Source organism: Enterococcus sp. DIV0546 (assembly GCF_051712785.1).
Lineage (GTDB): Bacteria > Bacillota > Bacilli > Lactobacillales > Enterococcaceae > Enterococcus > Enterococcus faecalis.
Map to the genome: position 1 here is coordinate 300,216 of NZ_JBIOPO010000001.1, position 25,708 is coordinate 325,923.

Annotated in this window: 24 protein-coding genes and 1 other annotated feature; of the genes, 16 read left to right on the top strand and 8 right to left on the bottom strand. The window is 38.6% G+C overall.

The annotated features are described in order from the left end of the window. Positions 1 to 11: 11 nt before the first annotated feature. On the bottom strand, positions 12 to 527 hold the full coding sequence (locus tag IGJ24_RS01525) for an HdeD family acid-resistance protein (protein ID WP_002381189.1): 516 nt from the start codon (positions 525 to 527) through the stop codon (positions 12 to 14). A gap of 192 nt (positions 528 to 719) precedes the next feature. Between IGJ24_RS01525 and IGJ24_RS01530 the strand changes: the two genes are divergently transcribed. The 6 genes from IGJ24_RS01530 to IGJ24_RS01555 all read left to right on the top strand — a co-directional run bounded on the left by IGJ24_RS01530 (position 720) and on the right by IGJ24_RS01555 (position 6,079). Beyond that, positions 720 to 1,406 carry a DUF969 domain-containing protein gene (locus IGJ24_RS01530; RefSeq protein ID WP_002355265.1) on the top strand — a complete coding sequence of 229 codons (687 nt, stop codon included), beginning with the start codon at positions 720 to 722 and terminating at the stop codon, positions 1,404 to 1,406. Continuing rightward, a complete protein-coding gene (locus IGJ24_RS01535) occupies positions 1,403 to 2,347 on the top strand; it encodes a DUF979 domain-containing protein (protein ID WP_002355267.1) in 945 nt (314 codons plus the stop codon). Before IGJ24_RS01530 ends, IGJ24_RS01535 begins: the two co-directional genes overlap by 4 nt. Before the next feature lie 15 nt (positions 2,348 to 2,362). Next, positions 2,363 to 3,004, top strand: a complete 642-nt coding sequence (pcp, locus tag IGJ24_RS01540; RefSeq protein ID WP_025187812.1) for a pyroglutamyl-peptidase I — start codon at positions 2,363 to 2,365, stop codon at positions 3,002 to 3,004. 136 nt (positions 3,005 to 3,140) lie between these two features. Beyond that, positions 3,141 to 3,316: a binding site (T-box leader), on the top strand. Between the two features lie 89 nt (positions 3,317 to 3,405). After that, entirely contained in the window at positions 3,406 to 4,851 is a 1,446-nt protein-coding gene (gene nhaC, locus IGJ24_RS01545; RefSeq protein ID WP_002383673.1) for a Na+/H+ antiporter NhaC, read from the top strand. A gap of 153 nt (positions 4,852 to 5,004) precedes the next feature. Beyond that, positions 5,005 to 5,439 carry a MarR family winged helix-turn-helix transcriptional regulator gene (locus IGJ24_RS01550; RefSeq protein ID WP_002362972.1) on the top strand — a complete coding sequence of 145 codons (435 nt, stop codon included), beginning with the start codon at positions 5,005 to 5,007 and terminating at the stop codon, positions 5,437 to 5,439. A 4-nt stretch (positions 5,440 to 5,443) separates the two neighbouring features. Further along, on the top strand, positions 5,444 to 6,079 hold the full coding sequence (locus IGJ24_RS01555) for a nitroreductase family protein (protein ID WP_002358386.1): 636 nt from the start codon (positions 5,444 to 5,446) through the stop codon (positions 6,077 to 6,079). A gap of 42 nt (positions 6,080 to 6,121) precedes the next feature. Here the strand turns inward: IGJ24_RS01555 and IGJ24_RS01560 are convergent, their stop codons facing one another. Further along, on the bottom strand, positions 6,122 to 6,955 hold the full coding sequence (locus IGJ24_RS01560) for a Cof-type HAD-IIB family hydrolase (protein WP_002355273.1): 834 nt from the start codon (positions 6,953 to 6,955) through the stop codon (positions 6,122 to 6,124). Positions 6,956 to 7,138: 183 nt separating this feature from the next. On the opposite strand from IGJ24_RS01560, the gene IGJ24_RS01565 reads away from it, so the two are divergent. The 3 genes from IGJ24_RS01565 to IGJ24_RS01575 are packed head-to-tail and all read left to right on the top strand — an operon-like array spanning position 7,139 to position 11,350. Further along, entirely contained in the window at positions 7,139 to 8,881 is a 1,743-nt protein-coding gene (locus tag IGJ24_RS01565; protein WP_289865488.1) for a PTS transporter subunit EIIC, read from the top strand. Next, positions 8,872 to 10,905 carry a BglG family transcription antiterminator gene (locus IGJ24_RS01570; protein ID WP_002361171.1) on the top strand — a complete coding sequence of 678 codons (2,034 nt, stop codon included), beginning with the start codon at positions 8,872 to 8,874 and terminating at the stop codon, positions 10,903 to 10,905. The genes IGJ24_RS01565 and IGJ24_RS01570 overlap by 10 nt, the downstream gene beginning before the upstream one ends. Before the next feature lie 10 nt (positions 10,906 to 10,915). Then, complete coding sequence (locus tag IGJ24_RS01575; protein ID WP_002358391.1) at positions 10,916 to 11,350, top strand: PTS sugar transporter subunit IIA; 435 nt, start codon at positions 10,916 to 10,918, stop codon at positions 11,348 to 11,350. A 255-nt stretch (positions 11,351 to 11,605) separates the two neighbouring features. Here IGJ24_RS01575 and IGJ24_RS01580 read toward each other — a convergent pair whose 3' ends face one another. Both IGJ24_RS01580 and ltrA read right to left on the bottom strand, forming a co-directional pair. Further along, positions 11,606 to 11,701 (bottom strand): type I toxin-antitoxin system Fst family toxin, encoded by a 96-nt coding sequence (locus IGJ24_RS01580; protein WP_015543884.1) that lies wholly within the window; start codon positions 11,699 to 11,701, stop codon positions 11,606 to 11,608. 90 nt (positions 11,702 to 11,791) lie between these two features. Next, positions 11,792 to 13,267 carry a group II intron reverse transcriptase/maturase gene (gene ltrA, locus IGJ24_RS01585; RefSeq protein WP_438775344.1) on the bottom strand — a complete coding sequence of 492 codons (1,476 nt, stop codon included), beginning with the start codon at positions 13,265 to 13,267 and terminating at the stop codon, positions 11,792 to 11,794. A gap of 821 nt (positions 13,268 to 14,088) precedes the next feature. On the opposite strand from ltrA, the gene IGJ24_RS01590 reads away from it, so the two are divergent. The 3 genes from IGJ24_RS01590 to IGJ24_RS01600 are packed head-to-tail and all read left to right on the top strand — an operon-like array spanning position 14,089 to position 17,482. Next, complete coding sequence (locus IGJ24_RS01590; RefSeq protein WP_289865491.1) at positions 14,089 to 15,861, top strand: PTS mannitol-specific transporter subunit IIBC; 1,773 nt, start codon at positions 14,089 to 14,091, stop codon at positions 15,859 to 15,861. Positions 15,862 to 15,875: 14 nt separating this feature from the next. Continuing rightward, positions 15,876 to 16,313, top strand: coding sequence for a PTS sugar transporter subunit IIA (locus IGJ24_RS01595; protein ID WP_002355279.1), 438 nt, complete (start codon positions 15,876 to 15,878; stop codon positions 16,311 to 16,313). Positions 16,314 to 16,327: 14 nt separating this feature from the next. Beyond that, entirely contained in the window at positions 16,328 to 17,482 is a 1,155-nt protein-coding gene (locus tag IGJ24_RS01600) for a mannitol-1-phosphate 5-dehydrogenase (protein WP_002355280.1), read from the top strand. Between the two features lie 67 nt (positions 17,483 to 17,549). On the opposite strand, the gene IGJ24_RS01605 is transcribed toward IGJ24_RS01600, so the two are convergent. Beyond that, positions 17,550 to 18,665, bottom strand: coding sequence for an NAD(P)/FAD-dependent oxidoreductase (locus tag IGJ24_RS01605; protein WP_129193896.1), 1,116 nt, complete (start codon positions 18,663 to 18,665; stop codon positions 17,550 to 17,552). A gap of 78 nt (positions 18,666 to 18,743) precedes the next feature. Then, positions 18,744 to 19,382, bottom strand: a complete 639-nt coding sequence (locus IGJ24_RS01610; RefSeq protein ID WP_129193897.1) for an NAD(P)H-binding protein — start codon at positions 19,380 to 19,382, stop codon at positions 18,744 to 18,746. Positions 19,383 to 19,702: 320 nt separating this feature from the next. Between IGJ24_RS01610 and IGJ24_RS01615 the strand changes: the two genes are divergently transcribed. Genes IGJ24_RS01615 through IGJ24_RS01625 form a run of 3 tightly spaced genes read left to right on the top strand, consistent with a single transcriptional unit; the run spans position 19,703 to position 22,827 of the window. Next, positions 19,703 to 20,881 (top strand): efflux RND transporter periplasmic adaptor subunit, encoded by a 1,179-nt coding sequence (locus IGJ24_RS01615; RefSeq protein WP_002355284.1) that lies wholly within the window; start codon positions 19,703 to 19,705, stop codon positions 20,879 to 20,881. 9 nt (positions 20,882 to 20,890) lie between these two features. Continuing rightward, the gene (locus IGJ24_RS01620) at positions 20,891 to 21,601 is read left to right on the top strand and encodes an ABC transporter ATP-binding protein (RefSeq protein ID WP_002383683.1); all 711 of its coding nucleotides are present in this window, start codon (positions 20,891 to 20,893) and stop codon (positions 21,599 to 21,601) included. Then, positions 21,598 to 22,827, top strand: a complete 1,230-nt coding sequence (locus IGJ24_RS01625; RefSeq protein ID WP_002355288.1) for an ABC transporter permease — start codon at positions 21,598 to 21,600, stop codon at positions 22,825 to 22,827. Before IGJ24_RS01620 ends, IGJ24_RS01625 begins: the two co-directional genes overlap by 4 nt. Before the next feature lie 54 nt (positions 22,828 to 22,881). Here the strand turns inward: IGJ24_RS01625 and IGJ24_RS01630 are convergent, their stop codons facing one another. Both IGJ24_RS01630 and IGJ24_RS01635 read right to left on the bottom strand, forming a co-directional pair. Then, on the bottom strand, positions 22,882 to 23,586 hold the full coding sequence (locus IGJ24_RS01630) for a DUF4811 domain-containing protein (protein ID WP_129193898.1): 705 nt from the start codon (positions 23,584 to 23,586) through the stop codon (positions 22,882 to 22,884). Then, on the bottom strand, positions 23,586 to 25,103 hold the full coding sequence (locus IGJ24_RS01635) for an MDR family MFS transporter (RefSeq protein WP_002389910.1): 1,518 nt from the start codon (positions 25,101 to 25,103) through the stop codon (positions 23,586 to 23,588). Before IGJ24_RS01635 ends, IGJ24_RS01630 begins: the two co-directional genes overlap by 1 nt. Positions 25,104 to 25,203: 100 nt before the next feature. On the opposite strand from IGJ24_RS01635, the gene IGJ24_RS01640 reads away from it, so the two are divergent. Further along, positions 25,204 to 25,671 carry a MerR family transcriptional regulator gene (locus tag IGJ24_RS01640; RefSeq protein WP_002383688.1) on the top strand — a complete coding sequence of 156 codons (468 nt, stop codon included), beginning with the start codon at positions 25,204 to 25,206 and terminating at the stop codon, positions 25,669 to 25,671. The last annotated feature ends 37 nt before the right edge of the window (positions 25,672 to 25,708 follow it).

The following is a 25,708-nucleotide window of genomic DNA, read 5'->3' on the forward strand; positions in this document are numbered from 1 at the left end:
TGCTCCTTTCGTTAAGCTTTATTTCTAAAATGACCAATAATTTCAATGACACCCATGAAAATCAGGATAAATCCAAAGACTTGCATCAAAACTAAGAGACTTTTGAAGGGGTTGAAAACTAAAACAGCTCCAGCGATTAAAACCAGAATACTGTAGATAAGCGCGCCTGTTTGACGAGTATTTAAAGCAAAAGTCAATTGAACGAGGCCGTTTATAACAATGCTAATCCCTAATAAAAATGGCAGAATCGAAACAATCACCGGTGCAAAAAATAAAAAGGCTACTGCTAAGACGACAAAGATTAAACCTGTTACGAAACCAAGCCCCCAGCTACCCGTTTGTTTTTTTATTTTGTAGTCATCATAAATATTGATTAACCCTAAAAGCATCAAATAACCAGCAATTAAATAACCGACGAACTGGAAGAAAGCACCGGGATTAAAGACAATGGCACTTCCGATAACGATAAAGACGGCGTCGCGCAATAGGGTATGGCGCCGAAAATTTTCTCTAAAAGTTTGGAACATAAAAATCCTCCTCAATGTTATTGTTTCTTTTATTCTAGCGGAAAAAAGAAAAAAGTGCGAGTGGTAGCTCTAAAAAGTGTTGGAAACTGTGTCTTTAGAAAAAATAACATTAAAAATTAAAAAAGTCTTACAAATGAGCGAAAATTGGCATATAATGGAAAGTGAAATTTTATTTTAAGAAGGAGAGATTTGATGGATTTATTACCTTTATTAGGCGTATTGATCGTCATTGTCGGCTTCGCATTGAAATTTGATGCTATCTTGATTGTGATGGTTGCTTTAATAGTGACGGCTTTTACTGGCGGGCTTGGTTTGACATCGATGCTAGAAACACTAGGAACAACCTTTGTGAATAATCGAGGCATGGCTATCTTTATTATTATTATGTTAGCAACAGGAACGTTAGAAAGAAATGGCTTGAAAGAGTCAGCGGCTACGTTGATTAAACGATTCAAAAAGGTATCTGCTGGTGTGATTATTGACATTTATGGTGTCTTTCGGATTATCTTCGCCGCTTTTAACGTAAGTTTCGGTGGGGTAGCAGGTTTTGTGCGCCCGATTATTTTGCCAATGGCGTTAGGAACAATTGAATCAAAAAATTTACCAATGGTGCCAGAGTATGAAGAAGAACTAAAAGGGATGGCTTCAGCCATGGAAAATATCTGTTGGTTCTTTGGTCAAGTTCTGTTTGTTGGTGGGGCTGGGGCATTGCTTGTTCAATCAACATTGAAAGATTTAGGCTATGAAGTGACATTAGGTAAATTGGCTTTAGTGGAAGTACCAGTCGCCTTAGTTGCCTTAATTTCGGCAAGTATTTACTTTACTTTAAAAGAAAAAAGATTACGTAAAAAATATTATGGACAGGAGGGACTGAAATGAGTTTTTTCACAGATCCAAGTATTGATTTGAGTGCAAAGTTATTGGAAGTCCTTTATATTTTTATGGGGATTATCTTGTTATACACAAGTTTTCGTAGTTTTCGTGATAAAACCAATCAACATGCGTATGGGACTAGTTTATTCTGGGGAATCTTAGGGATCTTAATCGGTTTTGGTCGGTTTATTCCCCCAGTTGCCTGTGGCGTACTTATTTTTGTGATGACAATTCCGGCAATTCTTCAAAAAGTGACAAAAGGAGAAAGTCGCTTACCTTCGAAAGAATACATGGAAAAAATGTCTCAAAAATTAGGAATGAAGATTTTTATTCCCGCACTAAGTATCGGGGTTTTTGCAATTCTTTTTGCCACATTGACTACTTTAGGAGCTTTAGTCGGTGTCGGTGTTGGTGTCTTTGTAGCGATTTTCATCATGATGTTCTTTTCTAAAAATAATACGCCGAAAGTATTTTTTGATGATGCGGCGGAAATGTTAGAAACAGTCGGTCCTCTTAGTACGTTGCCAATGCTGTTAGCTTGTTTAGGTGCTGTTTTTACTAGCGCTGGTGTTGGTGAGATTATTTCAAAAGGGGTTAGTGCCGTAGTACCAGCAGGAAATGTCAATGTAGGGATTATTATTTATGCTGTGGGAATGGTTATTTTTACGGCTATCATGGGCAATGCCTTTGCAGCAATAACCGTGATGACAGTCGGAATTGGTGTGCCGTTTGTCTTTTCTTTAGGTGCAGATCCCGCATTAGTTGGGATGGTTGCCTTAACATGTGGTTTTTGTGGTACACTGTTAACACCGATGGCTGCGAACTTTAATATCGTACCTGTAGCCATGTTGGAAATGAAAGATAAGTACGGCGTCATTAAAAATCAATTGCCGATTGCACTTTTCATGTTAATTTTCCAAATTGTTTATATGATTCTATTCAAATAAGAAAGGATGATCGAAATGAAAGTTGTCGTTACTGGCTTTGATCCATTTGGAGGAGAAGCAATCAACCCTGCCTTTGAAGCAGTCAAAAAATTACCTGCTGAAATTGCAGGAGCTGAAATTATTAAAGTTGAGGTGCCAACTGTTTTTGGCACTAGTGGTGAAAAAGTGGCTGAAGCAATTGAAACCCATCAACCAGATATGGTGATTTGTGTTGGACAAGCAGGCGGCCGTCAAACAGTCACTGTTGAAAAAGTGGCGATTAATTTAGCGGAAGCGCGTATCCCGGATAATGCAGGACAACAACCAAGCGATGTGCCATTGGTTGAAGATGGAGCAACAGCCTATTTTACAAATTTACCGATTAAAGCGATGGTAAAAAATTGTCATGACCATCAATTACCTGCAGCGATTTCTTATACAGCAGGAACCTTTGTATGTAATGATATTATGTATCACTTACTACACTTAATTAACACTAAATATCCAACTATTCGTGGCGGATTTATTCATGTTCCGTTCCTACCAGAACAAGCAATTGATAAACCAACGTTTGCTTCTATGTCATTAGAAGCAATCACAGATTCTTTGTTCTATATGATTGAAGCAGCAGTAAAAACACAAGAAGATATTCAACTACAAGGTGGCACAACCCACTAATTAACAGGCGCTTTCGTGAGAACGGAGGCGCTTTTCTATTTTTACAAAAAGAAAAAGTAATTTTTGTTGGCGTGTGAAAAAATTTTTTATGCTATTTTCGTTGACAAGTCGGTTTCTTCTTGGTATATTGAGATTCATAAATTATTAGCCCAGTAGGAAATAGATGTTTTGTTCAGAAAGTCGATGGTTGCTGCGAATCGATCAAGTCTATTTGTGAATTACACTAATAAGTAGTAACAATTACATAATACATAAGCGAGAAGCAAGTAAGCTTCTAATTAAGGTGGTACCGCGGAGAGATTCGTCCTTATTCTTTAAGGATGAATCTCTCTTTTTATGTAGCTTTAGGAGGCGTTTTCAATGAGTTGTGGAGGGGTTATTCGTTATCATAAGATCCTTTAATGTCAGAGTATTCAGAAAAAAGATTAGAGGAGAGTAACGAAATGAAAGAAAAACAGAAAAAGAAGACCGTGAGTGTTCGAGAAGCAAGTATCGTTTTATTAATTATTGTGGCAGCTATTGCAACAGGAGTAATTGGCTTAAAGATATCGCCAAATATTACTATTTTGTTTGTGATTGCATTGATTTTAGGCTACGCAATGTTTCGTAAAGTACCATTTGATCAAATGCATAAAGGGATTGTTGATGGCTTGAAGCCAGGGATTATTCCAATTTTTATTTTCATTTTAGTGGGTGCATTGATTGCCGTTTGGATTCAAGCTGGAATTATTCCAACGATTATGGTTTTTGGTTTTAAAATGATTAGTGTTAAATGGTTTGTGCCGTCAGTTTTTATTGTCTGTGCGATTGTCGGCAGTGCAGTAGGTAGTGCTTTTACAGTGATGTCAACAATTGGAATTGCCTTTTTCGGTATTGGCAGTACCTTAGGGTTAAATCCTGCTTTAGTTGTGGGTGCGATTGTTTCTGGTTCAGTTTTTGGTGATAAAATGTCACCTTTATCAGAATCAACAAACTTAGCCGCAGCGATTGTTGAAGCGGATTTGTTTAAACATATAAAAAACTTGATGTGGTCGACTGTACCAGCATTTATCGTCTCTTTAATCTTGTTTATGATTTTAGGACAAACGTACGCGAATACTAGTCTGACAGAAGTAGTTCAAGTTATTCAAGTATTGGAAGACCACTTTACCATTTCAATTTGGTCATTGTTACCATTAGCCTTAATGTTAATCTGTGCCTGGCGCAAAATTCCAGCGATTATCACGATTTTGTTGAACATTATTGTGGCAGTAATTATGATTATTATTCAAAATCCGAAAGTATCGTTGCAGGCATTAGGAAACACGTTGGAAAATGGGTTTGTTTCTCAAACGGGGAACGCACAAATTGATCAATTATTAAGTCGTGGCGGGATTATGAGTATGATGCCGACTGTGGCACTTATTATTCTAACGTTGTCTCTAGGTGGCTTATTAATGGAATTAGGATTGATTTCTGCGGTCATGGAAGTTGTTTCGCAGAAAATGAGCAGTACACCGAAATTGATTTTATCAACGTTATTAACAGGAATTGGCGTAAATATTTTTATTGGTGAACAATTCCTATCGGTTATTTTACCAGGGAATGCCTTTAAAGAAGTTTACAAAAAAGAAGGTTTGGATCCGACTGTTTTAGGCAGAACCTTGGAGGATGGTGGGACGGTCATTAACTACCTCATTCCTTGGGGGATTGCAGGTAGCTTCGTAGCGGGGACCTTTGGCGTACCAACGTTGACTTACTTACCATTTGTTTTCTTTAGCTTATTATCGCCTGTCTTCTCAATGGTCAGTGCGTTTACTGGTTTAGGGATTAAGCGGTTATCAGCAGAACCTGTTACCGAAAAATAGATTGATTAAAATAGAACAGTTGATGGGGAATACTGTAGTTTCTCTCTGTCAATTGTTCTATTTTTCTTGTAAAAAAAAGGTTGCATTTTTAGAAAGAAACAGTTATAGTTGACTAGTCAATTGTTGACGAGTCATCTTTTTAAGGAGGAAACTATGTCGTTATCATTACGGGAAGTCAGCCAATTATTATGTCAGTTAAAGGTATTAGATCAAAAAATTACCAAAGTTTTTGAAGAGCAAGTTGGCTTGAGTTTGACTCGTTATGAGTTGCTGATGATTTTAAAAGAACGTCAGCCGTGTCTTCAAACGGAGATTCAAGAACACTTAAAAATCGATAGTGGTGCGGTCACTCGCCATTTGAAAATTTTAGAAGAGAAACAGTATGTGACACGACAGCGAAATCCAGAAAATAATCGGGAAGTGCTAGTGCATTTAACAGAAAAAGCACAACAAGAACTACAGCAATGTACAGCCAAGCAACAAACGGTAACAGAAATTATTCCCAGTACATTTACAAAGGACGACTGTCGCCAGTTAAAAGAACTTTTGACAAAACTAGATCAAAGCATTACAACGAAAGAGGTATGATAGAATGACAACATATACAACGAATGATTTTTCAGAGATTGTTTTTGGCCGCAAATCGGTTCGGGTGTACGATGAAACCCATAAAATTTCTCATGAAGAAATGTTAACAATGATTCAAGAAGCGACCACTGCCCCTTCTTCTGTTAACATGCAGCCCTGGCGTTTTGTCGTAGTGGAAAGTGAAGCAGGCAAAGAAAAATTAAAACCCTTAATTCGCTTTAATACGCGTCAAAATGAAACATCTTCTGCAATGCTCTTAATTTTTGGTGATCTAAACTGCCATGAGCGAGGAGAGGAAATTTACAATCAAGCCTATGCTAGTGGTAAAATGCCTAAGGAAGTGCGGGACCAACAATTAGCAGCCATTATTCCCCATTATGAAAGTTTAAGCAGAGAACAAATGAATGACATCGTAAAAATTGATGCGAGTTTAGCAGCTATGCAATTTATGTTAGTGGCCCGAGCTCACGGATATGAAACAAATCCAATCGGTGGTTTTGAAGCGGAAAAATTAGCCGAAACATTTGGTTTAGATCAAGAGCGCTATGTCCCAGTAATGATTTTATCTGTGGGTAAGGGCATGGAAACTGGCTATGAATCTGTTCGTTTAGCACCAGAAAAAATCACGACATTTGAATAGGCAATAAAAAATGACGGCGTACGCTTGCATCAACCAACGATCTTAAAGAAAGTTGGCTAATGCAACAGCGATGCCGTCATTGTCGTTGGATAAAGTGACTTCCGTTGCGATGCTTTTAAGCTCGTCAACAGCGTTTTCCATAGCAATCCCTGTGCCGGCCCATTCCAACATTGTATAGTCGTTGTGACCATCACCAAAAGCAATTACTTCTTCAGCAGTTATGCCTAACTGTAGGGTTAGTTTTTCTAAAGAACGCGCTTTATCAATATTTTTGGCGGTAAATTCAAAATAGAAAGGAGCGGAAAAAGCAGCGGTGACGGTTTCTTTGAAAGGCGCGTAGATGGCCTCATGATATTTTTGTAAATAGGCGGGTTCACCAGCAATTAAAATTTTGTTCAAGGGAAAGTTTAGTCTGGCGGCTAAATCATGCCACTCACATAATTGAAAGTTGCCGCCCCGTGATTCATATTCAATAATATTAAAATCACCAGTCTCTAAATGTAAGGTGTTATGAAAAACATCATTGACATACATAAATGTTTCATCATTAATCATTGGAATTACGTCAAATTGTTTCAAATGCTCTAAAATTTGTTGACTCAATGACTTTGAAATTGTCTGATTAAATAGTTGTTGCTGACTGCCATGATGGGTGACACAAGCGCCGTTATAGGAAAGTAAGTGTCCATTATAATGAGCCATCTCCAATTCATCTGCTAAGGGCCGCATACCGTTAGTCGGGCGGCCAGAAGCCAAAATCAGTGAGAGGCCTTGCTTTTGTGCAGCTACTAGTGCTTGTCGCGTTTTTGGTGAAATCTTTTTTTCTGAAGTTAACAAGGTACCATCAATATCCATTACAATTGCTTTGATTGCCATAATTGGCCTCCAATCCGAAGAGTTTCTTTCTTTTAGTATAAAAGTTTTTTCTATTAATGTAAACGGATTCTCTTGTGAGGTGTATAAAAGAATTATTTTACAAAAATCTATACTATTTTTTTGTGAAATTTCATATAATAGAAGTATTCTAATTATCTACATAGAGAGCGAGGGACAAGGAATATGAAGGAAAAAGAAATGCATTCGCTCTTTTTTAAACATAAGTTTGTGAAAGTAACTCCCTATTTACGTCGTTTTGGTCATCGTTTGAGTGGGATGATTATGCCAAATTTGAGTATTTTTATTGCGTGGAGCTTATTGTCTTTGGTGGCTGGCTATACGACTGGAAATCTACGGCTAGCTCTTTCTGAAGTCGAAACGATAATGATTCGAGTTGTTTTACCGATTTTAATTGGTTTTACAGGCGGAAAAATGTTCGAGGAACAACGTGGCGGCGTCGTTGCTGCTATTGCGACAGTGGGCGTGATTGTTTCCACAGATGTTCCACAGTTGTTTGGTGCCATGTTTATTGGACCTTTAGCAGGATATACTTTCGCCAAAATTGAACAAATTCTCTTGCCGAAAGTTAAAGAAGGCTATGAGATGCTGACTAAAAACTTTTTAGCAGGAATTGTGGGAGGACTGCTTTGCTGTTTTGGTATTCTGGTTGTAGCTCCTGCTGTTGAAAGTGCTAGTTTTTGGCTGTATCAATTTTCTTCTTGGTTAATTGAAGCCAATCTTTTACCATTGGTTCACGTTTTCTTAGAACCCTTAAAAGTGTTATTTTTTAATAATGCGATTAACCATGGCTTATTAACGCCTCTAGGTTTAGAAGGTGCTAGTCAAACAGGTCAGTCCATTTTATTTCTATTGGAAACAAACCCTGGACCAGGCGTGGGCGTTTTGGTTGCTTTTCTGCTGTTTGGTCCTGTAGGACAACGAAAAACAGCAGGAGGCGCCACCATGATTCAATTGATTGGGGGCATTCATGAAATTTATTTTCCGTTTGTTTTGATGGATCCGCGCTTATTTTTAGCAGTAATTGCTGGAGGAATGAGTGGTACGCTTGTTTTTCAAATATTTAATGTGGGGCTAAGTGCTCCAGCTTCGCCAGGTTCATTGGTTGCGATTTTAGCCAATGCCCCGACTGAGGCAAGGCTGGCGGTTTTTAGTGGAATTTTTGTTAGCTTTCTGTGCTCTTTTGCAATAGCAAGCTTGTTATTAAAACGTCAACGAGGAATTGAACCAGTTTCAATGATAAAGATGAAGGAGGAAGACCAAGTGGAAACAGTCACACCTAACTATCAGCAAATTTTATTTGTTTGTGATGCAGGAATGGGCTCAAGTGCCATGGGGGCTAGTTTGCTAAGCCGACAATTAAAAGCTGTGAACTTGGAGATGCCTGTGACTTACCAGTCCGTTCATCAGATGAAGTGGCAGCCTAAGACATTAGTGGTCATTCAAGCAGAATTGAAACAGTTAGCACAAAAGTACGTCCCAGAAAAGGATATGGTGAGTGTTCAAAATTTTTTAGAAATTAAATCCTATTACCCGCAAGTTTTAGCCAAACTGACTGCTTCTTCTCAAGAGCAATCTTCACTTGGTTCAGAGGCTACTGAAACGAACCCGATCAAACAAAGACAGAAGCTTGTTTTTTTATATGCCGAGAATGTTCGAGGATCGCAAACAATGGGAATGGAATTATTGCGGCAACAAGCGGCGAAACGAGGAGTCGCGATTGAAGTATCTAAAGAACCACTGGAAACAGTCTTTTTTACCAAGGAGACAACCTACGTAGTGACTCGTGAACTGGCGCAAGCCTATCATTTAGATCTAACGCAACAAAATTTATACGTAGTTACTAGTTTTTTGAATAAGAAAGAGTATCAAGAATGGCTGGAAGGAGGAGCTGATAGATGTTTTTAACGACAAGAGAAACTGTTCTATTAACGGAATTAGTGAATAGTCCCACCCCCGTTTCAGTAAACCGCATGATGAATTTGTTAAAGGTTAGCCGCCGGACGGTATATCGTGAATTAGAAAATTTAGAAACCTCGCTAGCATCGATGGGCGCGACGTTGGAAAAAGTAGCTCGTGGGCGCTTTTCGATTCAAGCAGATGAAGCAGCGATGACGGAAATTCAGGCTGCTATTTTAGGAGAAGAGACACAGGAACTTTCTACTTTGGCGCGGCAACATGCGATTTTATTGACATTACTTCAAACAAAAGAGCCAGTCTCTATGCATTATTTTCTGGAAACGTATTGTATTAGTAATACGACTTTTTATGCCGATATTAAACAATTAGAAACACGGATTGCTCGGATTCCGTTGACGATTTCTCGGAATCAAGGTTATGAAGTGACTGGTTCTGAAAAATATCGCCGTCTTCTAATGGCGAATATTCTAAGCATGGAAATTAATGAGTACCAATTTTTTCATTTTACCGAATTAACGACAAACGACCATTTTTTCTTTCAGTTTATTCATGCAGAACATTTAGCATTTGCACAAAAAATTGTTCAGCCAGAAGTAGAAACTTTATTTCCAGCATTAAGTGATCGTAAATTACAACATTTGATTTTAATGTTAACAATTGCGATGGATCGGGTCACTGCAGGTTTTTATTTAGCTGATGAGACCTATACTGGGCAGATGAATAAGGCCTTTCTAAATTGTTCTAAACGACTTTTTTCAAAAGTCGCTGCTGAAACGAAACAACTATACGCTGTCAGTGAGATTGTTTTTTTTGCTAGCTTATTAAGTGATTTTTCTAATTCTTTTGATGAAGATTTTTTTGATGAACATTTTGACACTCAGCTGGCTTATGAAGTGAAACAACTGATTGAAGCAGTAAGTCAAGAAACGGAAGTTAATTTTTTCGAAGATACCAATTTGTATAAAATGTTGTTGACGCATTTATCAGGTGTTTTTTCTCGGGCGGTTTTACAAGAAGAAGATTTAACGAATCCCATTTTAGAACGGATTATGAATCAATATCAAGAAATAGCTGCGGCTTTACGCCAAGCGTTGCCGCAAATTTTTCCGCAAAAGAATTTATCGGAAGAGGAAATTGCCTACATGGTACTTCATTTTGCCAATTCTTTAGAGCGGAGTCCCAAAATTATGGAAGTTGATATTGCTGGTTTTTCTCCTAGCGGTTTGGCTTCGACAAGTATGCTGGAAATGCGATTACGGCGCTACTTTCCTTTTATCAACCAGATTCATTTTTTTCGGATTGCGGATTTAGGTAAGGTGAATGTTGAGGAAAACTATGACTTAGTGATTTCCACTTCGTTATTACCAGGATACAATGGTAAATATAAATTGATCTCACCGTTACTTTTAGACGATGAAATCCGCCAATTGAAAGAAGAGTTTAAGCGGATTAGTCACGAAAAACGATCGCTTAGGAAAGCGCCTGTGAAAAAAATAGGTGGCGAAGAAAGCTACGAAACAGTGGTCGCTTTCATGGAAGAAATTAGTAAACTATTAGAAACATTTTTCATAGCAGATTTAAATAATCAAGCGGATTTAGCAGAAACCGTTCAACAAGCTCTCGCGCAACTTTCCGCAGATTTAATCACCGATAGTGCAATCGTCTGTCAGCAATTGATGAAACGTTACGAGCAAGCGCCTATTGGGATTCCTCAGACGGAAATGGCCTTATTCCATACCTCAAGTACAGCAGTGACACAGCCTGTTTTTTGTATTTTTAATCTGGCCCAGCCACTTATGATTGAAGGTATGGATAAAAAGCCGATGCAGTTACAACGTATGTTACTCATGCTAGCGCCAATGCCGATTGATGAAACAATCGGGAAAATTTTAGGAAAAATCAGTGGTGCGATTATTATGAATGATTTAAATACAGAAATTTTTCATTCAGGAAATGAAGCCATTGTTTATCAGTTGCTTTCGTCATTATTAATTGAAGAAATGAAAGGCTAGGTGTTGAGAGATGTTTGAAATTACAGCGGAGCAAATAATGTTGAATCAATCGTATGCTAGTTGGGAGGAAGCACTTGCAGCTTCTGGTGAATTACTGCTAAAAAATCAGTTGGTCACGCCTGACTATGTCAAAGCAATGTATCAACGTCAACAAAAAGTCAGCGTGTATATCGGTAACTTCGTGGCATTGCCTCATGCGGAAGGACAAGATGAACAAGTTTTAAAAGAAGGGATTTGCTTTATTCAAGTGCCTGATGGGGTCAACTTTGGTACGGAAGCAGATCGAAAAATAGCTACTTTGTTATTTGTCGTTGCTCTAAAAAGTCAACGGCAACTAAGCATGCTTCAAGAATTAGCTTTTTTCTGTTCAGATCTCGAAAACATTCAGCGGCTCAGTGATTGTCGAACAATAGATGAAGCGCAAAAAATTCTGGCTCAAGCCTAAAGTTACGTCTGAAAAAATCAATTCAATTTGAAATGTTCAATAATTATTGAAATAATTTTATATTAAAAAATAAAATATTTTAATTTAAGAGATCAAACAAAAAAGATAAGAAGATTCCTTGACAAAAAATAGGCCCTATGATAAATTTAAGGTAACTTGTGACAAAGTCGTGCATGGATGCACTAAAAAGACACCCTATCAGTAGTAGGGTGTCTTTTTTTGCTGTTTAGACAGTAGCGGCTGGAAGCAACTTGTTTATTCCTCGTTCTGTTTTTCCAACCAAATGGTTACAAGTTTCAGGACAATCCCGACAAAAATCGGCACAAGAATTTTTGTGACAATCTCGTACATGTGATGCGCAGAATAGGGGAACCTCCTTACAGAGATTCCCCCTTCGTAGAACGGAGCGTGCGACTTTCACCGCACTCCGCTCGCGCATTCTTAAAGCAACTTAAGTAGTTGCCCGGCCTTAGAATTTTGTAGCGCTTTTTGATTGACCGCCCGTAATCTATTTTTCCTAAGACGGAAATATTTTTCATCAAGAAAACAATTGACATTTTCACAAGGTACTGTATGGCGAACAATAGGAGTTAAGTGTATTGGATACAATATTGCTGTTTTAGAGCAAAATATTTTAACCCCGTAAAGCGTTGACCAATATCGTTTCATCATCCACGAGGATGATTTGTGCGGATGTCTACGTCTTGCCCAGTGTCGGAGATATAACCATAATTGTTTGTTTACTTCACCGAAAGCCTCACTTGAACACATTGACGAGTAATAGTTAGCCCAACCTCGCAATGTGAGGTTCAAATTTTGAATTAATAGGTCTTGGGATGAAGAATAATGCACTTTAACAACTTGTTTCAATGTTTGTTTTATTTTCTTTATAGACTTTTTCGAAGGTTGAACAATCAGCTTGTAGCGCTTATATTTCCTGAAATTCCACCCAAGGAAGTCGAATCCTTGATTGATATGAGTGATGAGAGTTTTTTCATTTGATAATGAAAGCCCACGTTCTTTCAGAAACTCATTGATCATGTTTTTTACTTCTAAGAGTATTTCTGGAGAGTCTCCAGTAACAATGAAGTCATCTGCATAACGCACAAAATTTATTTTGTGTTTGTTGTATCTGACCGCAATCGTTCCTTTTTTATTAGACCAATATTTAGATTTTATCCTTTTTTCTAAGCCGTCTAGAGTAATATTTGCCAGCGTGGGGGATATAATTCCACCTTGAGCTGTTCCCAGTGTAGTAGGGAATAGCTTTTTCTTTTCCATGTATCCACTTTTTAAAAACTTTCTCAACATGTTCTTTTCTAAGGGAATGTTATCAATTAACCATTGATGGCTGATATTATCGAAACATCCTTTTATGTCGCCTTCTAGTATCCATTGGGCTGAGTACTGTCTGGACAACACTTTGAAAACTTTTTCTCCTGCGTCTCTGGCACTTTTAAATCTCCTAAAACCATAAGAGTTAGAGTCCGAGGTGCATTCGGACACTGGCTCCAATGCTAGTAAATAAAGAGCCTGCATGGCTCGATCGAGCATACATGGAATACCCAAAGGCCTCTTTTCTTTCTTGCCAAATTTGGCAATATATATTCTTTTTACAGCTTTTGGTGAGTAATGATTAGGATTTAGTTGTTCAATTGCTTGCTTCTTCTGATAATCTGTTTTCCAGATTACCCCATCAATTCCAGCAGTATTTTTCCCTTTATTCGATATTACCTTTTTTACGGCTAATGCTTTTGCATAAAACGAATGTGTAATCAAATATTGAAGTCGTCGAACGAGTCTCCATTTTCCTTGTTGGGTGGCCTTTACAATTCTTAGTTGCAATCGTTTCACGTACTCTTCTGCCTGTTTCCAATTTATAGTTTTCCACGTTTTGTTAACGGTAGAATTGCCCATGCAAGTTGTCCTCACTTTCGTGTCGTTGAACTTTGCTTGTTAGACGATATCAGCTAGTTCATGTAATAGAATGCTCTTCGGAAGTCAGCTACCTTTCAGTATAGGACAAATTTTGAATCCTTATTTCAGCGATTACAGCTGAACCTTCGCTTTTTCCGAAATCCCTTATCCTCTGAACATTGTATATTTCTTACGAAATACCTACCCTTGGGGAGTTCATAGGACTTACCCTGTTTCAGACTACAAAATAATTGTGTGCATTTAGGTTCTACCCGTAGACCGGAGACTCTGTCCACTTTCTAACAAGGTGGAGGTTGCCTTGTAGCCTTTGTCTCATGCCATTTTGGCCGGGGTGTATCACTCACTTTTCACCCGTTCCCGTCACGGCCCAGCAGTAGTTCACTTATGTTAACCATGTGCACTTTTCCTAGCAGTATTACCAGTTGTGAGTACTGTTCTACCACATTGTCCCGGTAGCTATCACACCTAAAAATTACTTTTCACGCATGTACCGGTAGGAATATTACAAGTGGAAGTAATAGCTCCTTGTGAGCAATTTTGTAGACGACTTTTCAGGTCGCAAACCTCCTTTCGAGGCAAGTCGCCAATTTGAGTATAGCATAAAAAGTTGTTCATTTATTATTGAAATTATTAGAAATAGAATAAGCACGTGTTTTCTGGTTTTCGTAACTAGAGAACACGTGCTTTTTTCTTTCAACTTTTGGCACAATGGTTTGTGCCAAAGTACGACTTTTTCTAGATTCGGAAAGCGGATACAATTTAGTCAACAAGAAAAGTTACTTGAGAGAAGGGGAATAAAAATGGAACAAGTACCAGAAAAAAATAAAGTATCAATTAAAGCAAAAGTCCAAAGACTTGGCAGTACCTTATCTAGCATGGTGATGCCCAATATCGGGGCGTTGATTGCGTGGGGCGTTTTGACAGCGCTATTTATCCCAGATGGATATCTGCCAAATAAAGCCTTTGCCACGATGGTTGGCCCAATGTTGACCTATTTAATTCCATTATTAATTGGCTACACTGGTGGGAAAGTAATTGCAGGTGATCGCGGTGCCGTAGTTGGCGCAATTGCGACAATGGGCGTGATTGTGGGAACCGATATTCCGATGATGCTAGGTGCCATGATTATGGGTCCACTTGGTGGCTTTACAATTAAGAAATTTGATCAGTATTTCCAACATCGGATTAAAGCTGGTTTTGAAATGTTAGTAAACAATTTTTCAGCTGGATTAATTGGTTTTGCGTTAGCTTTACTTGGTTTTTCAGCGATTGGCCCAATTGTCGATGCGCTGACTGCTGCAATGGCACGTGGTGTGGAAATCATTTTAAATGCTCATTTGATTCCATTAACGAGTATTTTTATTGAACCGGCAAAAGTGCTCTTTTTAAACAATGCGATTAATCATGGCATCTTAACACCCTTAGGGACAGAACAAGTCTTATCGGCTGGTAAATCAATTCTTTTCCTATTAGAAGCAAACCCTGGTCCTGGGTTAGGTGTCTTATTAGCATTTATGTTTTTTGGAAAAGGTGCGGCAAAATCTTCTGCGCCGGGAGCAATAATTATTCATTTCCTTGGTGGTATCCACGAAATTTATTTCCCATATGTAATGATGAAACCGTTATTATTCTTATCGGTTATTGCAGGTGGCGTGACAGGTAGTTTGGTTTTCCAAACGTTAGATGCTGGTTTACGTGCGCCCGCTTCACCAGGCTCCATTATAGCTATTTTAGCGATGACACCAATGGGTTCTTACTTACCAGTTATTTTAGGTGTTTTGGCAGCAACTGCAGTTTCCTTTGCAGTATCCGCAGTCATTTTAAAAGCAGATGCGAAAGAAGAAAGTGATGAATTTGCCCAAAAAGTGAAAGAAACCCAAGCTGCTAAAGCAGCATCAAAAGGATTAACTGTCACAAATGGTAGTGCTTCATTGTCAGGAATTCAACAAATTATTTTTGCTTGTGATGCTGGGATGGGCTCTAGTGCAATGGGTGCGTCTATCTTACGGAAAAAGGTCCAAGAGGCTGGTTTAGTACAAACTGTGACAAATCGGGCCATTAATAATTTGACCGATGAGGGAAATACATTGATTGTCACACAAGCGGAATTGCAAGAACGGGCCAAACAGAAAGCACCTAATGCAACCTTTGTAGCAGTTGAAAACTTCTTGAACTCACCACGTTATGATGAAATTGTGGCTGAACTATCAGGTACCAAAGAAAAAAACGACGCACAACCAACAGTCTCCAAAGCAACACCTGCTTCTGAAATTGAGGGAGATTTAGCAAATGTCAATGAGATTCTTTTGGTTCACGATGATCGTGTCGGGTCAGCGACGATGGGAATGAAAGTCTTAGAAGAAATTTTAGATAAAGAGAAAATTTCAATGCCGATTCGAAAAATTAATATTAATGAATTAACTCAACAAACACAGGCTTTAATTGTCACAAAAGCTGAACTAACGGAACAAGCCCGTAAAAAAGCACCGAAAGCGACACACTTATCAGTAAAAAGTATGGTTAATCCCCAAAAATATGAAACAGTGGTTTCGCTCTTAAAAGAAAGTGCCTAGAGAGGAAGAAAACAATGGAAAATCTTACGAATATTTCAATTGAATTAAATCAACAGTTTAATACAAAAGAAGAAGCTATTCGCTTTTGCGGCGAAAAACTAGTCGAGGCAGGCTGTGTTGAGCCCGCTTATATTGAAGCAATGATTGAAAGAGACCAATTGCTATCTGTTTACATGGGGAATTTTATTGCCATTCCTCATGGAACAGAAGAAGCCAAAAAATTAGTGAAAAAATCAGGAATCTGTGTAGTGCAAGTCCCAGAGGGCGTTAATTTTGGCACCGAAGAAGATGAAAAAATTGCTACCGTATTATTTGGGATTGCCGGAGTCGGTGAAGAACATTTGCAATTAGTCCAACAAATTGCACTTTATTGTAGTGATATGGATAACGTGGTGCAACTTGCCGACGCATTAAGTAAAGAAGAAATAACAGAAAATTTAGCCATTGCTTAAAGGAGAGAATAAGAATGAACGCAGTACATTTTGGAGCAGGAAATATTGGACGCGGCTTTATCGGCGAAATTTTAGCTAAAAACGGGTTTCATATTACGTTTGTGGATGTTAATGAAACCATCATTCAAGCGTTAAAAGAACGTAAAAGTTATACAATTGAATTGGCCGATGCCTCACATCAACAAATTAACGTTGAAAATGTGACCGGGTTAAATAACATGACAGAACCAGAAAAAGTAGTAGAAGCAATTGCGGAAGCCGATTTAGTCACGACGGCAATTGGTCCCAATATTTTACCAAGAATTGCTGAATTAATTGCTCAAGGAATTGATGCACGTGCCGAAGCAAATTGTCAAAAGCCGCTGGATATTATCGCTTGTGAAAATATGATTGGTGGTTCAACCTTTTTAGCAGAAGAAGTGGCCAAATATTTGAAAAACCCAGCTTATGCTGAACAATGGATTGGTTTTCCTGATGCGGCGGTTGATCGGATTGTTCCATTACAAAAACATGAAGACCCACTTTTTGTTCAAGTTGAGCCTTTTTGTGAATGGGTCATTGATGATACCAACCGAAAAGCCAAAGAGATTCAGTTAGAAGGTGTTCATTACGTTGCTGATTTAGAGCCGTATATTGAACGAAAATTATTTAGTGTAAACACTGGCCATGCTACAGTTGCCTATACAGGGGCGTTGTTAGGCTATCAAACCATTGACGAAGCGATGCAGGATGCCTTAGTGGTAGCACAACTCAAATCAGTTTTGCAGGAAACCGGTAAACTTTTAGTGGCTAAATGGAATTTTGATGAACAAGAACATGCAGCCTATATTGAAAAAATTATTCAACGTTTCCAAAATAAATATATTTCAGATGCTATTACACGTGTAGCACGGACACCAATCAGAAAATTAGGTGCGCAAGAACGGTTTATTCGACCAATCCGTGAATTACAGGAACGCAATCTAGTGTCGCCGCATTTATTAGCAATGATTGGTATTGTCTTTAATTATCATGATCCAGAAGATGAACAAAGCCGTCAATTACAGGAAATGCTTGACCAAGAAAGCGTTGATACAGTGATCGCTGAAGTAACGGGCATTGAAGATCCAGAAACGGTTAAAAATATTAAACAAAACGTAGAACGCTATGCGCGACCACAAGTAGCATAATAACAAAATCCTTCTACCAAGATACTTCACATTTCTTAATTAAAAGGAAAAAACAACCGCTCGCTGATTAAAGTGAGGGGTTGTTTTTAACATATTGACTAAGTGGTTTTTGATAAAGTTCTCCTTTGAAGGTACCTGTATTGAAGTATTCAGCTAATTGGTAACCAATGAATGGGCCAGTAGTGAGTCCTGATGAACCAAGTCCGCTAGCAACCACAAGGTGGGGCATTTCTGGCAAAGGGCCAAAAAACGGAGCGAAATCAGATGTATAAGCACGTGTACCGACGCGGTAATGCATGGGTTGCTTAAAAAGCTGCTCTGCTTCTTTTAGAAATGGCGCAGTCCCAGAAGTTAGTTGTTGAAAAGCGCTAACAGTCTCTTCTAAATCCCAGGCTTGTTCATTTTCGTGGGTGGCACCTAATAAAATTTTTCCTTGATTAAAAGGAATTAAATCGGCTTCGCCATCTAACATAGCAACAGGCCATTGCTGACTGTTTGTAAAAGGGGTCTCGAAAACTAATAATTGTCCTTTTTGGGGACGAATGTCCACAGATAAATTTAAAGTAGCGAGTAATTCCTTTAAATGAGGACCAGGTGTTAAAGCGAGAAAATCAACGCTCTTTTTTTCTGAATTTGTGACAATTTCCCACCCTTGATTCAGTTGTCGAAAGTGCGCCCGTTGTGAACAAAAAGTGACCCCTTTGGCTTCGGCGCGTTTCTGAAGATGGTTTAGATAAGCTGGTCCATCTAGGCGACCGCCGCCAGAAATAAAAAGTGAGGGAGTTTCCTTAAGTAGCGGTAAGAACTTCGCTGTTTGAACCGCTGACAACATCGTGATTTCTCCAATTTCAGGTGCAGTTTGCTTACGCTCTTCTGCCAAATGGGCTAAGTCTGCCAAAGCAGCTGCCGGGCGCAAAATGACTGTCCCTGATTGACGATAAATATCCTCCGTCAGCTGAAAATCTTTGACTAGTTTTGGAAATAGGGCAGCGCCCTCTCGCGCTAATTGGTACCATTTCTTATTCCGACGTTTGGATAGCCAAGGGGAAATAATCCCGGCACTCGCTTTAGTCGCTTGGCCGAGCCCTTCATCATAAACGGTAATGTCAAATTTTTGTGGATCTAAATAATTAGCTAACGTCATTCCGATAATGCCGCCGCCAATAATGGCAATTTTTTTCATGCTTCTTCTCTCCTCCGAACAGTTGTATTGTAACACAAAAAAACCGCCTCTAGACAGAGACGATCGGGAGATAACTTGTTAACGGGTCCTTCTGTGTGTATAAATAGAATTGCCGCCTTCTAAAACGTGAACAATTTCGTGTGCCATTTCTGCTACAGGCACGGGATCATAGCCAATAAATAAGTTCTTTAAAAAGGGGATTTTCTTAAAAAAATAAATACATTTACTAAAAAGTATGGTGCCGGTACGTTCTTGACCTACAAGTAAACTAGGATAAAAAATTACTGCTTCGGCGACTTCTTGGTGGATTAGTTCCTCCGCTGCCAATTTGGCATCCATATATTTTCTCAAAGGGAAAGGAACAGTATTGGCTGAAATAAATAAAAACTTAGCTGGCTTTTTTTGTTGTGCTAAAAAAGAGCTGATTTTTTTCACTGGCGTCAGAATTAGCCGTTGATAGGTTTTCTTTTTTCGTGGATTTTCAAATAAAATACCTACTGTATCAATGACCCAGTCAGCACGCTGGACTTGTTCTTGCCAATTCGTGTCACGAGTAACATCGGAGCATACCCACTGCACTTGGTGGCTCCAAGATGCGGAGAGCGTGGCAGGCTTTCCATGACGTGAAACACTGATGACTTGATGTTGGCGTTGGACTAAAATTTTCGCGATTTGTTGACCTAAAAAACCGCTACCGCCAAAAATAATGACTTTCATGGCAAGCCCTCACTTTCAATTGTTTCTTCTAGTGTACCTTAAATAAAAAAAGAAGCAAAAAATCTCGATTGCGCATAGTTTAGTTATAAATAACATAAAAATAACCTTTTTAGATTGTTGAAACACAAAGACCCAACAATGGTTATTTATTGTCGTGAAATAAATAAAAAAATGAACAAAAATGAAATAAATCAGACTAAAGGCCTAGAGAAATGCCCTTGTTTCTTGAATTCAAGCATGGTTAAATAGTTATAAGTGAACGACCGAGCAATTTAGTTTGTTGGGGAAAATAGACAGAATGAGGAGATGAAACGAAGAAAATGAAGAAGAAAACGATAATTATATTGGGGGCAGTTGCGGTAATTGCGGTTGGGGGCATCGTAACTGTGAATGCGTTAAATAAAAATGCACAACAAGTAGCTGTCAAGCAAGCGCCTAAAGATGACTGGGGAATTGACTATTTTGACGTTCCCGACTTGCAACAAATTTATATTAACGGTGTCATCCAACCGGAACAAATGGAAGCCTTTGCGCGTGATCAAAAAATAACAAAGGATCCAGAGATTAAGGTGAAAAACGGCGATGTCGTAGATGCAGGCACAGAATTATTTACTTATGAAGATGAGGCGGTCACAAAAGAAATTGAGGCACAACAAAATAGCTTAGCCAAATTAGAAACGAAGCGGGCGAATATCTATAATAAGTGGAATCGGGCCATTGATAAATTTAATAAAACTAAAGAAGAAGACCGCACGATGTCTGGTGATGATTTAAATGAACAATATCAAACAGAAGTCGATGCGGTAGATGAAGAGATTACCTTTACCAATGAAACCTTAGCGGATTTAGGAGCGAAGCAATATATTTCCACAAAGGCTAATTTCAAAGGTCGCGTATCAATTCCAGAAGTAAAAGATGCCAATTCACCGATTTTACGGTTAACTTCAGAAGATCTTTATTTAGCTGGGAAAGTGAATGAAAAGGATTTGACTAAAATTAGTGTTGGGCAAAAAGCTAAACTAACTTCTGTTTCCAACAATGTGGTTGTGGATGGCTCAATTTCTTACATCGATGATAATCCTCCTGAAGGCAACAGCGATGCCGCGAGTGGCAATCCAGAGGGCGGCACGACGATGTCTAGTTATAGCGTCAAAATTGCGTTGGCCAATTTAGACAAAGTCAAAAATGGCTACCATATGCAAGCAACCATTGATTTAGGCGATTTAGGGGCGATTGAGTTACCGAAAAAAGCGATTCAAAAAGAGGGTGAACAGGCCTACGTTTTAGTGAATGATTTTGGAACCATCATTCGTCGTGATGTCCAAGTCGGGCAAGAAAATGGCGACAAAATGGCGATTGAATCTGGCTTAGAATCAGCCGACCGAGTGGTTATTTCTTCAAAAAAACCAGTAAAAGTCGGTGATATTGTGGAATCAGATGCAGCGATTGCTTCTGATGAATCAGCAACCAACGAATCAATGACAGATGCGTCGAAATAGGAGGGCTTGATGGTGGAAGCAAACAATACAAATCAACCCCTCATTGAATTGCGGGACATTAACAAGTTCTATCCAGTAGGTAAGGAAAAACTACATGTTTTAAAAGAATTGAACTTGACCATCCATCAAGGAGAGTTCATTTTAATCATGGGGAAGTCCGGTAGCGGTAAGACAACGCTGATGAACATTATTGGTTTCTTGGATCGCTTAACAGACGGAAGCTATCATTTTTCAGGAACAGATGTTTCAAAATTGTCTGAAAATAAAAAATCAGCCTTTCGCAATGAATATCTAGGATTTATTTTTCAACAATTTTTCTTGATTAATTCCTTAAATGTTAGTCAAAATGTTCAATTGCCCTGTGTTTATGAAGGGAAAAAAAGCCGTGCTGAGAAAAAAGCGATTGCTGAAAAATACCTAAAAATTGTCGGTTTGGAAACAAAAGCCAAATCAAAAGTTACTGAACTTTCTGGAGGACAGCAACAAAGAGTAGCCATTGCTCGTTCCTTGGTGAATGATCCATTATTGATTATGGCTGATGAACCGACTGGGGCATTGGATAGTGAAACGGGTACAGAAATCATGGAATTATTGAAAGAATTGAATGAACAGGGCAAAACAATTGTCATGGTGACACATGATGAAGATATGAAAAAATATGCCTCACGAGTGATTCATATGAAAGATGGTCGCTTTTTGGAAGAAGAGGTGATTAGATGATTGCTAATTTATTTGTTAGTACTTTTTTAAGCTTAAAGGCGCATAAGTTGCGGGTATTTTTAACGATGGTCGGGATTATTATTGGGATTACATCAGTCGTAACGATTTCTGCGCTAGGTGAAGGGATGAAGCGTCAAGTTGTGAAGGCATCCAGTGCAGTGAACGCGGATGTTTTGAAGATTCATTATACAATGTCAGATGGTAGCAGTGACAATTTTATGTCCTATGAAGAGCCAGATTATACGTTTAGCCGAGTGGACTTGAAAAAATTACAAGACATTCAAGGAATTGAAAGTATTTATCCTCAATATGGTGAATCAATGATGGGGGGCGGAGACAATTTGTTTGTACCAATGGATTATTTTGGGGCGCAAGCGAATTTATCCATTACGTCGACTAAAGGGCAGAATGATATTTTATATGGTCGTGATTTTCAACCGAGCGATGCAAATACAGATGCAATTGTCTTAAATCATGATATCTTTGAAGCGCAAATTCGGCTTGATGATCCTAGCCAACTCATTGGAAAAGCTGTTTCAATTGGTGGTTATATGTACAAGGTGATTGGTATTTTAGCACCAAAAGATTTAGATAGTTTGGGTATGAATGATGATTGGGCAACTGCTATGAGCAGTTTTGTTTCTCGAGAATCATACAATAAATTAGCAAAAACAAAAGCAATTAGCGGCATCAATATTAAGGTTCGTGAGGGAGCGGACCGTGAAGCAATTTTAGGACAGGCAATCACTATTTTAAGTGAAAATCATCCTGAAGTGAAAGGAACGTTTAAAGAAAACGACCAAGACCAACAACTCCAACAACAAATGGAAGAAATGGTCACGGGTATGACAATGTTTCTGATGGCAATTACTGCAATCTCCCTATTAGTCGGGGGAATTGGCGTCATGAACATCATGTATGTGTCTGTCACGGAACGGAAACGAGAAATCGGGATTCGTCGGGCCATTGGTGCTAAACCACGAGTCATTTTATTCCAATTTTTAATGGAAGCAGCGTTTATCACATTGATTGGTGGTTTGATTGGTGTCGGCTGCGGCTACTTATTGGCAACTGTGGTCGGTGGGTATATTTCGATTACGCCAATTATTACGCCGTCCATCTTTGCTATTTCAACATTGGTTTCGGTCTTCACAGGTATCTTTTTCGGGATTATTCCAGCAATTGGTGCCTCGAGGATGGATCCGATTAAAGCGATTTATAATTAAAAAGAAGAGCTTGGTAGTCACATCTTTTTTGATGATCCTATCAAGCTCGCTTTTTTATTCCATATCACTAAGAATTTTCTGAATCAATTCTTGTTGAAACTCTTTGGTATATTGTTCGGTGAGTTTTGCTTGTTCTTCTTGGGACATTGATGGATTCGCCATCATAGCGGCCATCATTTTTTTGCCAACTGTTTCAGTCCCTTCTTTTTTGATATCAGCGGCATGTTGTTCCATATATTCGCCTAATTTTTTGGCTTGATCAGCACTTAAAACTAGCCAGTCACTAGCAACGTTGAAGGTGTTTTCTTGTTTTGCAAATTGGTTATCGTTATCAGCAAGGCCAAATAGTGTTTTGGCCCAAGACTCTTGATAGGACCATTTCGTCGTTTTTTGGACTAATGTGGCTTTTTGAGCATCTTTTTGAACTGTGTTTGTGACGTTTTCCGTTCCTGTTTTTTGTAGTTTCTTTTTATCTGGTGTGTTATATAAATAAACTTTTTCGGAACCATCGCCCAACGGCTGGTACAATAACATGTTGGGGCCATCTTTGCTTGAACTACTGCTTTTTAGTTCAAACGTTTTGTCCTGAGTAACTTCGGTCATACCAAAATGATCTTTATCGTTTAAAACGATAAGACTTAACGAAGCTAAGAACCCTAAACCAAAAATAACCATACAGAATTTATGCCAGACTTTTCGGCCAAATACATTCGTATAGGCAAAGCCTAACACGCAAAGGATTAAAAGGAAAATAATCATTATTTCATTGCACCTACTTCCTTAACAGGCATCGCTTCTTTTTTATTTAAGAAGAAAGTGATCGCCAAGCCGAGAACGCCAAAGATTGTTGCCACGAAGAAGGCTGCGTGATAACCGTTTAGTGTTGCGTTTGTTGCTTGGTCGCGATAAGCGAGTGGGGCTGTTTTTAATAAGTCCGATGCAGGTAAGCCGTCTTTGGTAACATTTGTTAAAACACTAATCAAAACAGCTGTTCCAATTGAGCTGGCTACTTGTCGGAAGGTGTTGTTTACAGCAGTTCCGTGACTTAATAAATTCATTGGTAAAGCATTCATGCCAGAAGTTGTCACAGGCATCATGACCATCGAAATACCAAACATCCGAATCGCATATAGGACAATGATATAAATAATAGGTGTTGCTTTTGTTAAGAAAGCAAACGGTAACGTTGCAGCTGTTAAAATAAACATCCCAGTAATCGCAAGACGACGGGCACCAATTTTATCAAAAATGCGACCCGTTACTGGCATCATAAGTCCCATGACTAACGCTCCTGGTAAAAGCATTAACCCTGAATGGAAGGCAGATTCGCCACGAATATTTTGGATATACAAAGGTAAAACCATTTCGGCACCAATCATTGCCATGTTGGTTACGCCAGATAAAATGGCTGCAACAGTAAAGACTTTTGATTTAAAAACGCGTAGTTCTAAGAAAGGTTGTTCTAAATGCAATTGTCGATATGTAAAAAGACATAAAACAATCGCACCAACAATTAAGAATCCATAGACTTGCGGGCTACCCCACCCTTTATCACCAACGCTTGAGAAGCCGTAAAGTAAGCTACCGAAGCCGAGAGTAGAAAGAATGACCGATAAGACATCGATACTTGGATTAGATAATTGGATGACATTTTTCATTAAAAATGAAGCCAAAATTAGGACTAAAACAACAATTGGAATGACCATCCCAAAAAGGTCACGCCATGTATAAGAATCAATAATCCAACCAGACAATGTTGGACCTAAAGCGGGTGCTAATCCGATAACAATTCCCGTTGTGCCCATGGCAGCGCCACGTTTTTCAGGCGGGAAAATTGAAAGCATAATTGTTTGTAAAAGAGGCATAGATACGCCGACCCCTGCGGCTTGAACAAGACGTCCAGTCAATAACATGCCGAAGTCTTGAGCTACAAAACAGATGATGGTTCCGATTAAGAACGTTGACATCGCTGTTATGTATAATTTTTTTGAACTGAATTTGTTAATCAACCAAGCACTGATGGGAATCATAATGCCGTTCACAAGTAGGAATCCAGTGGTTAGCCACTGTACACTTGAAGCTGAGATATCAAATTCTTTCATTAATGTAGGTAAGGCCGTCGTTAAAAGTGTTTGGTTTAAAATCGTACAAAATGTTCCGATTAGTAAAACACCGACTAGTAACGACCGGTTATAAGGTTTTCCGTGAATATCCACAGGTTGTTGTGAAGTCACATATATCGCTCCTTTTTCTGTAAGTTTCAAATTAAATTGCATTAACTACTTTACAACTAATTAGAATCTTTGTCAACTTACTTGACAAAGGTGTAAAAAAAACTACAATTAAGGAAAGGATAAGGGAAAGGAAGTTAAACTAATGTGGTCAAAAATGATTCAGCGTTTGTTAAATGAAGAAAATTTGTTGATAGGAATTAGTGAACTAAGTGAAATTGCTGAAGTTTCGCCACGTCAACTTCGTTATTGGGAAGAAAAAGGGTATATTTCTTCCATTGCGAAAGACGCAAACGGCCCACGGAAATATCGGTTACATACAGTCGTCAAAGTGCATTGGATCAAGCGTTTTTTAGATGAAGGATATACGTTACAAAGTGCGGTGGAAAAAGCAGAAGAGCAGCATCGTAATGTGGGGATGACGAAAAAAATCTTTAGTCAAATGTTTCATGGTATCTCAGAAGTTTGTCCCAATTACGTAGCGATTGATTTGGGCGATTTCGATGAAGAACAAAAATTATATGTCGTATTTAATGAAACCACAGAAGTCAGTGAGTATCTTTTAATCCCTAAGGATGCAGATGTTTCTGATGAGTTAAAGAAAAGAAAATAAGAATGAAATAGGACTGGGAGAAAGACCTGAAGTGAAA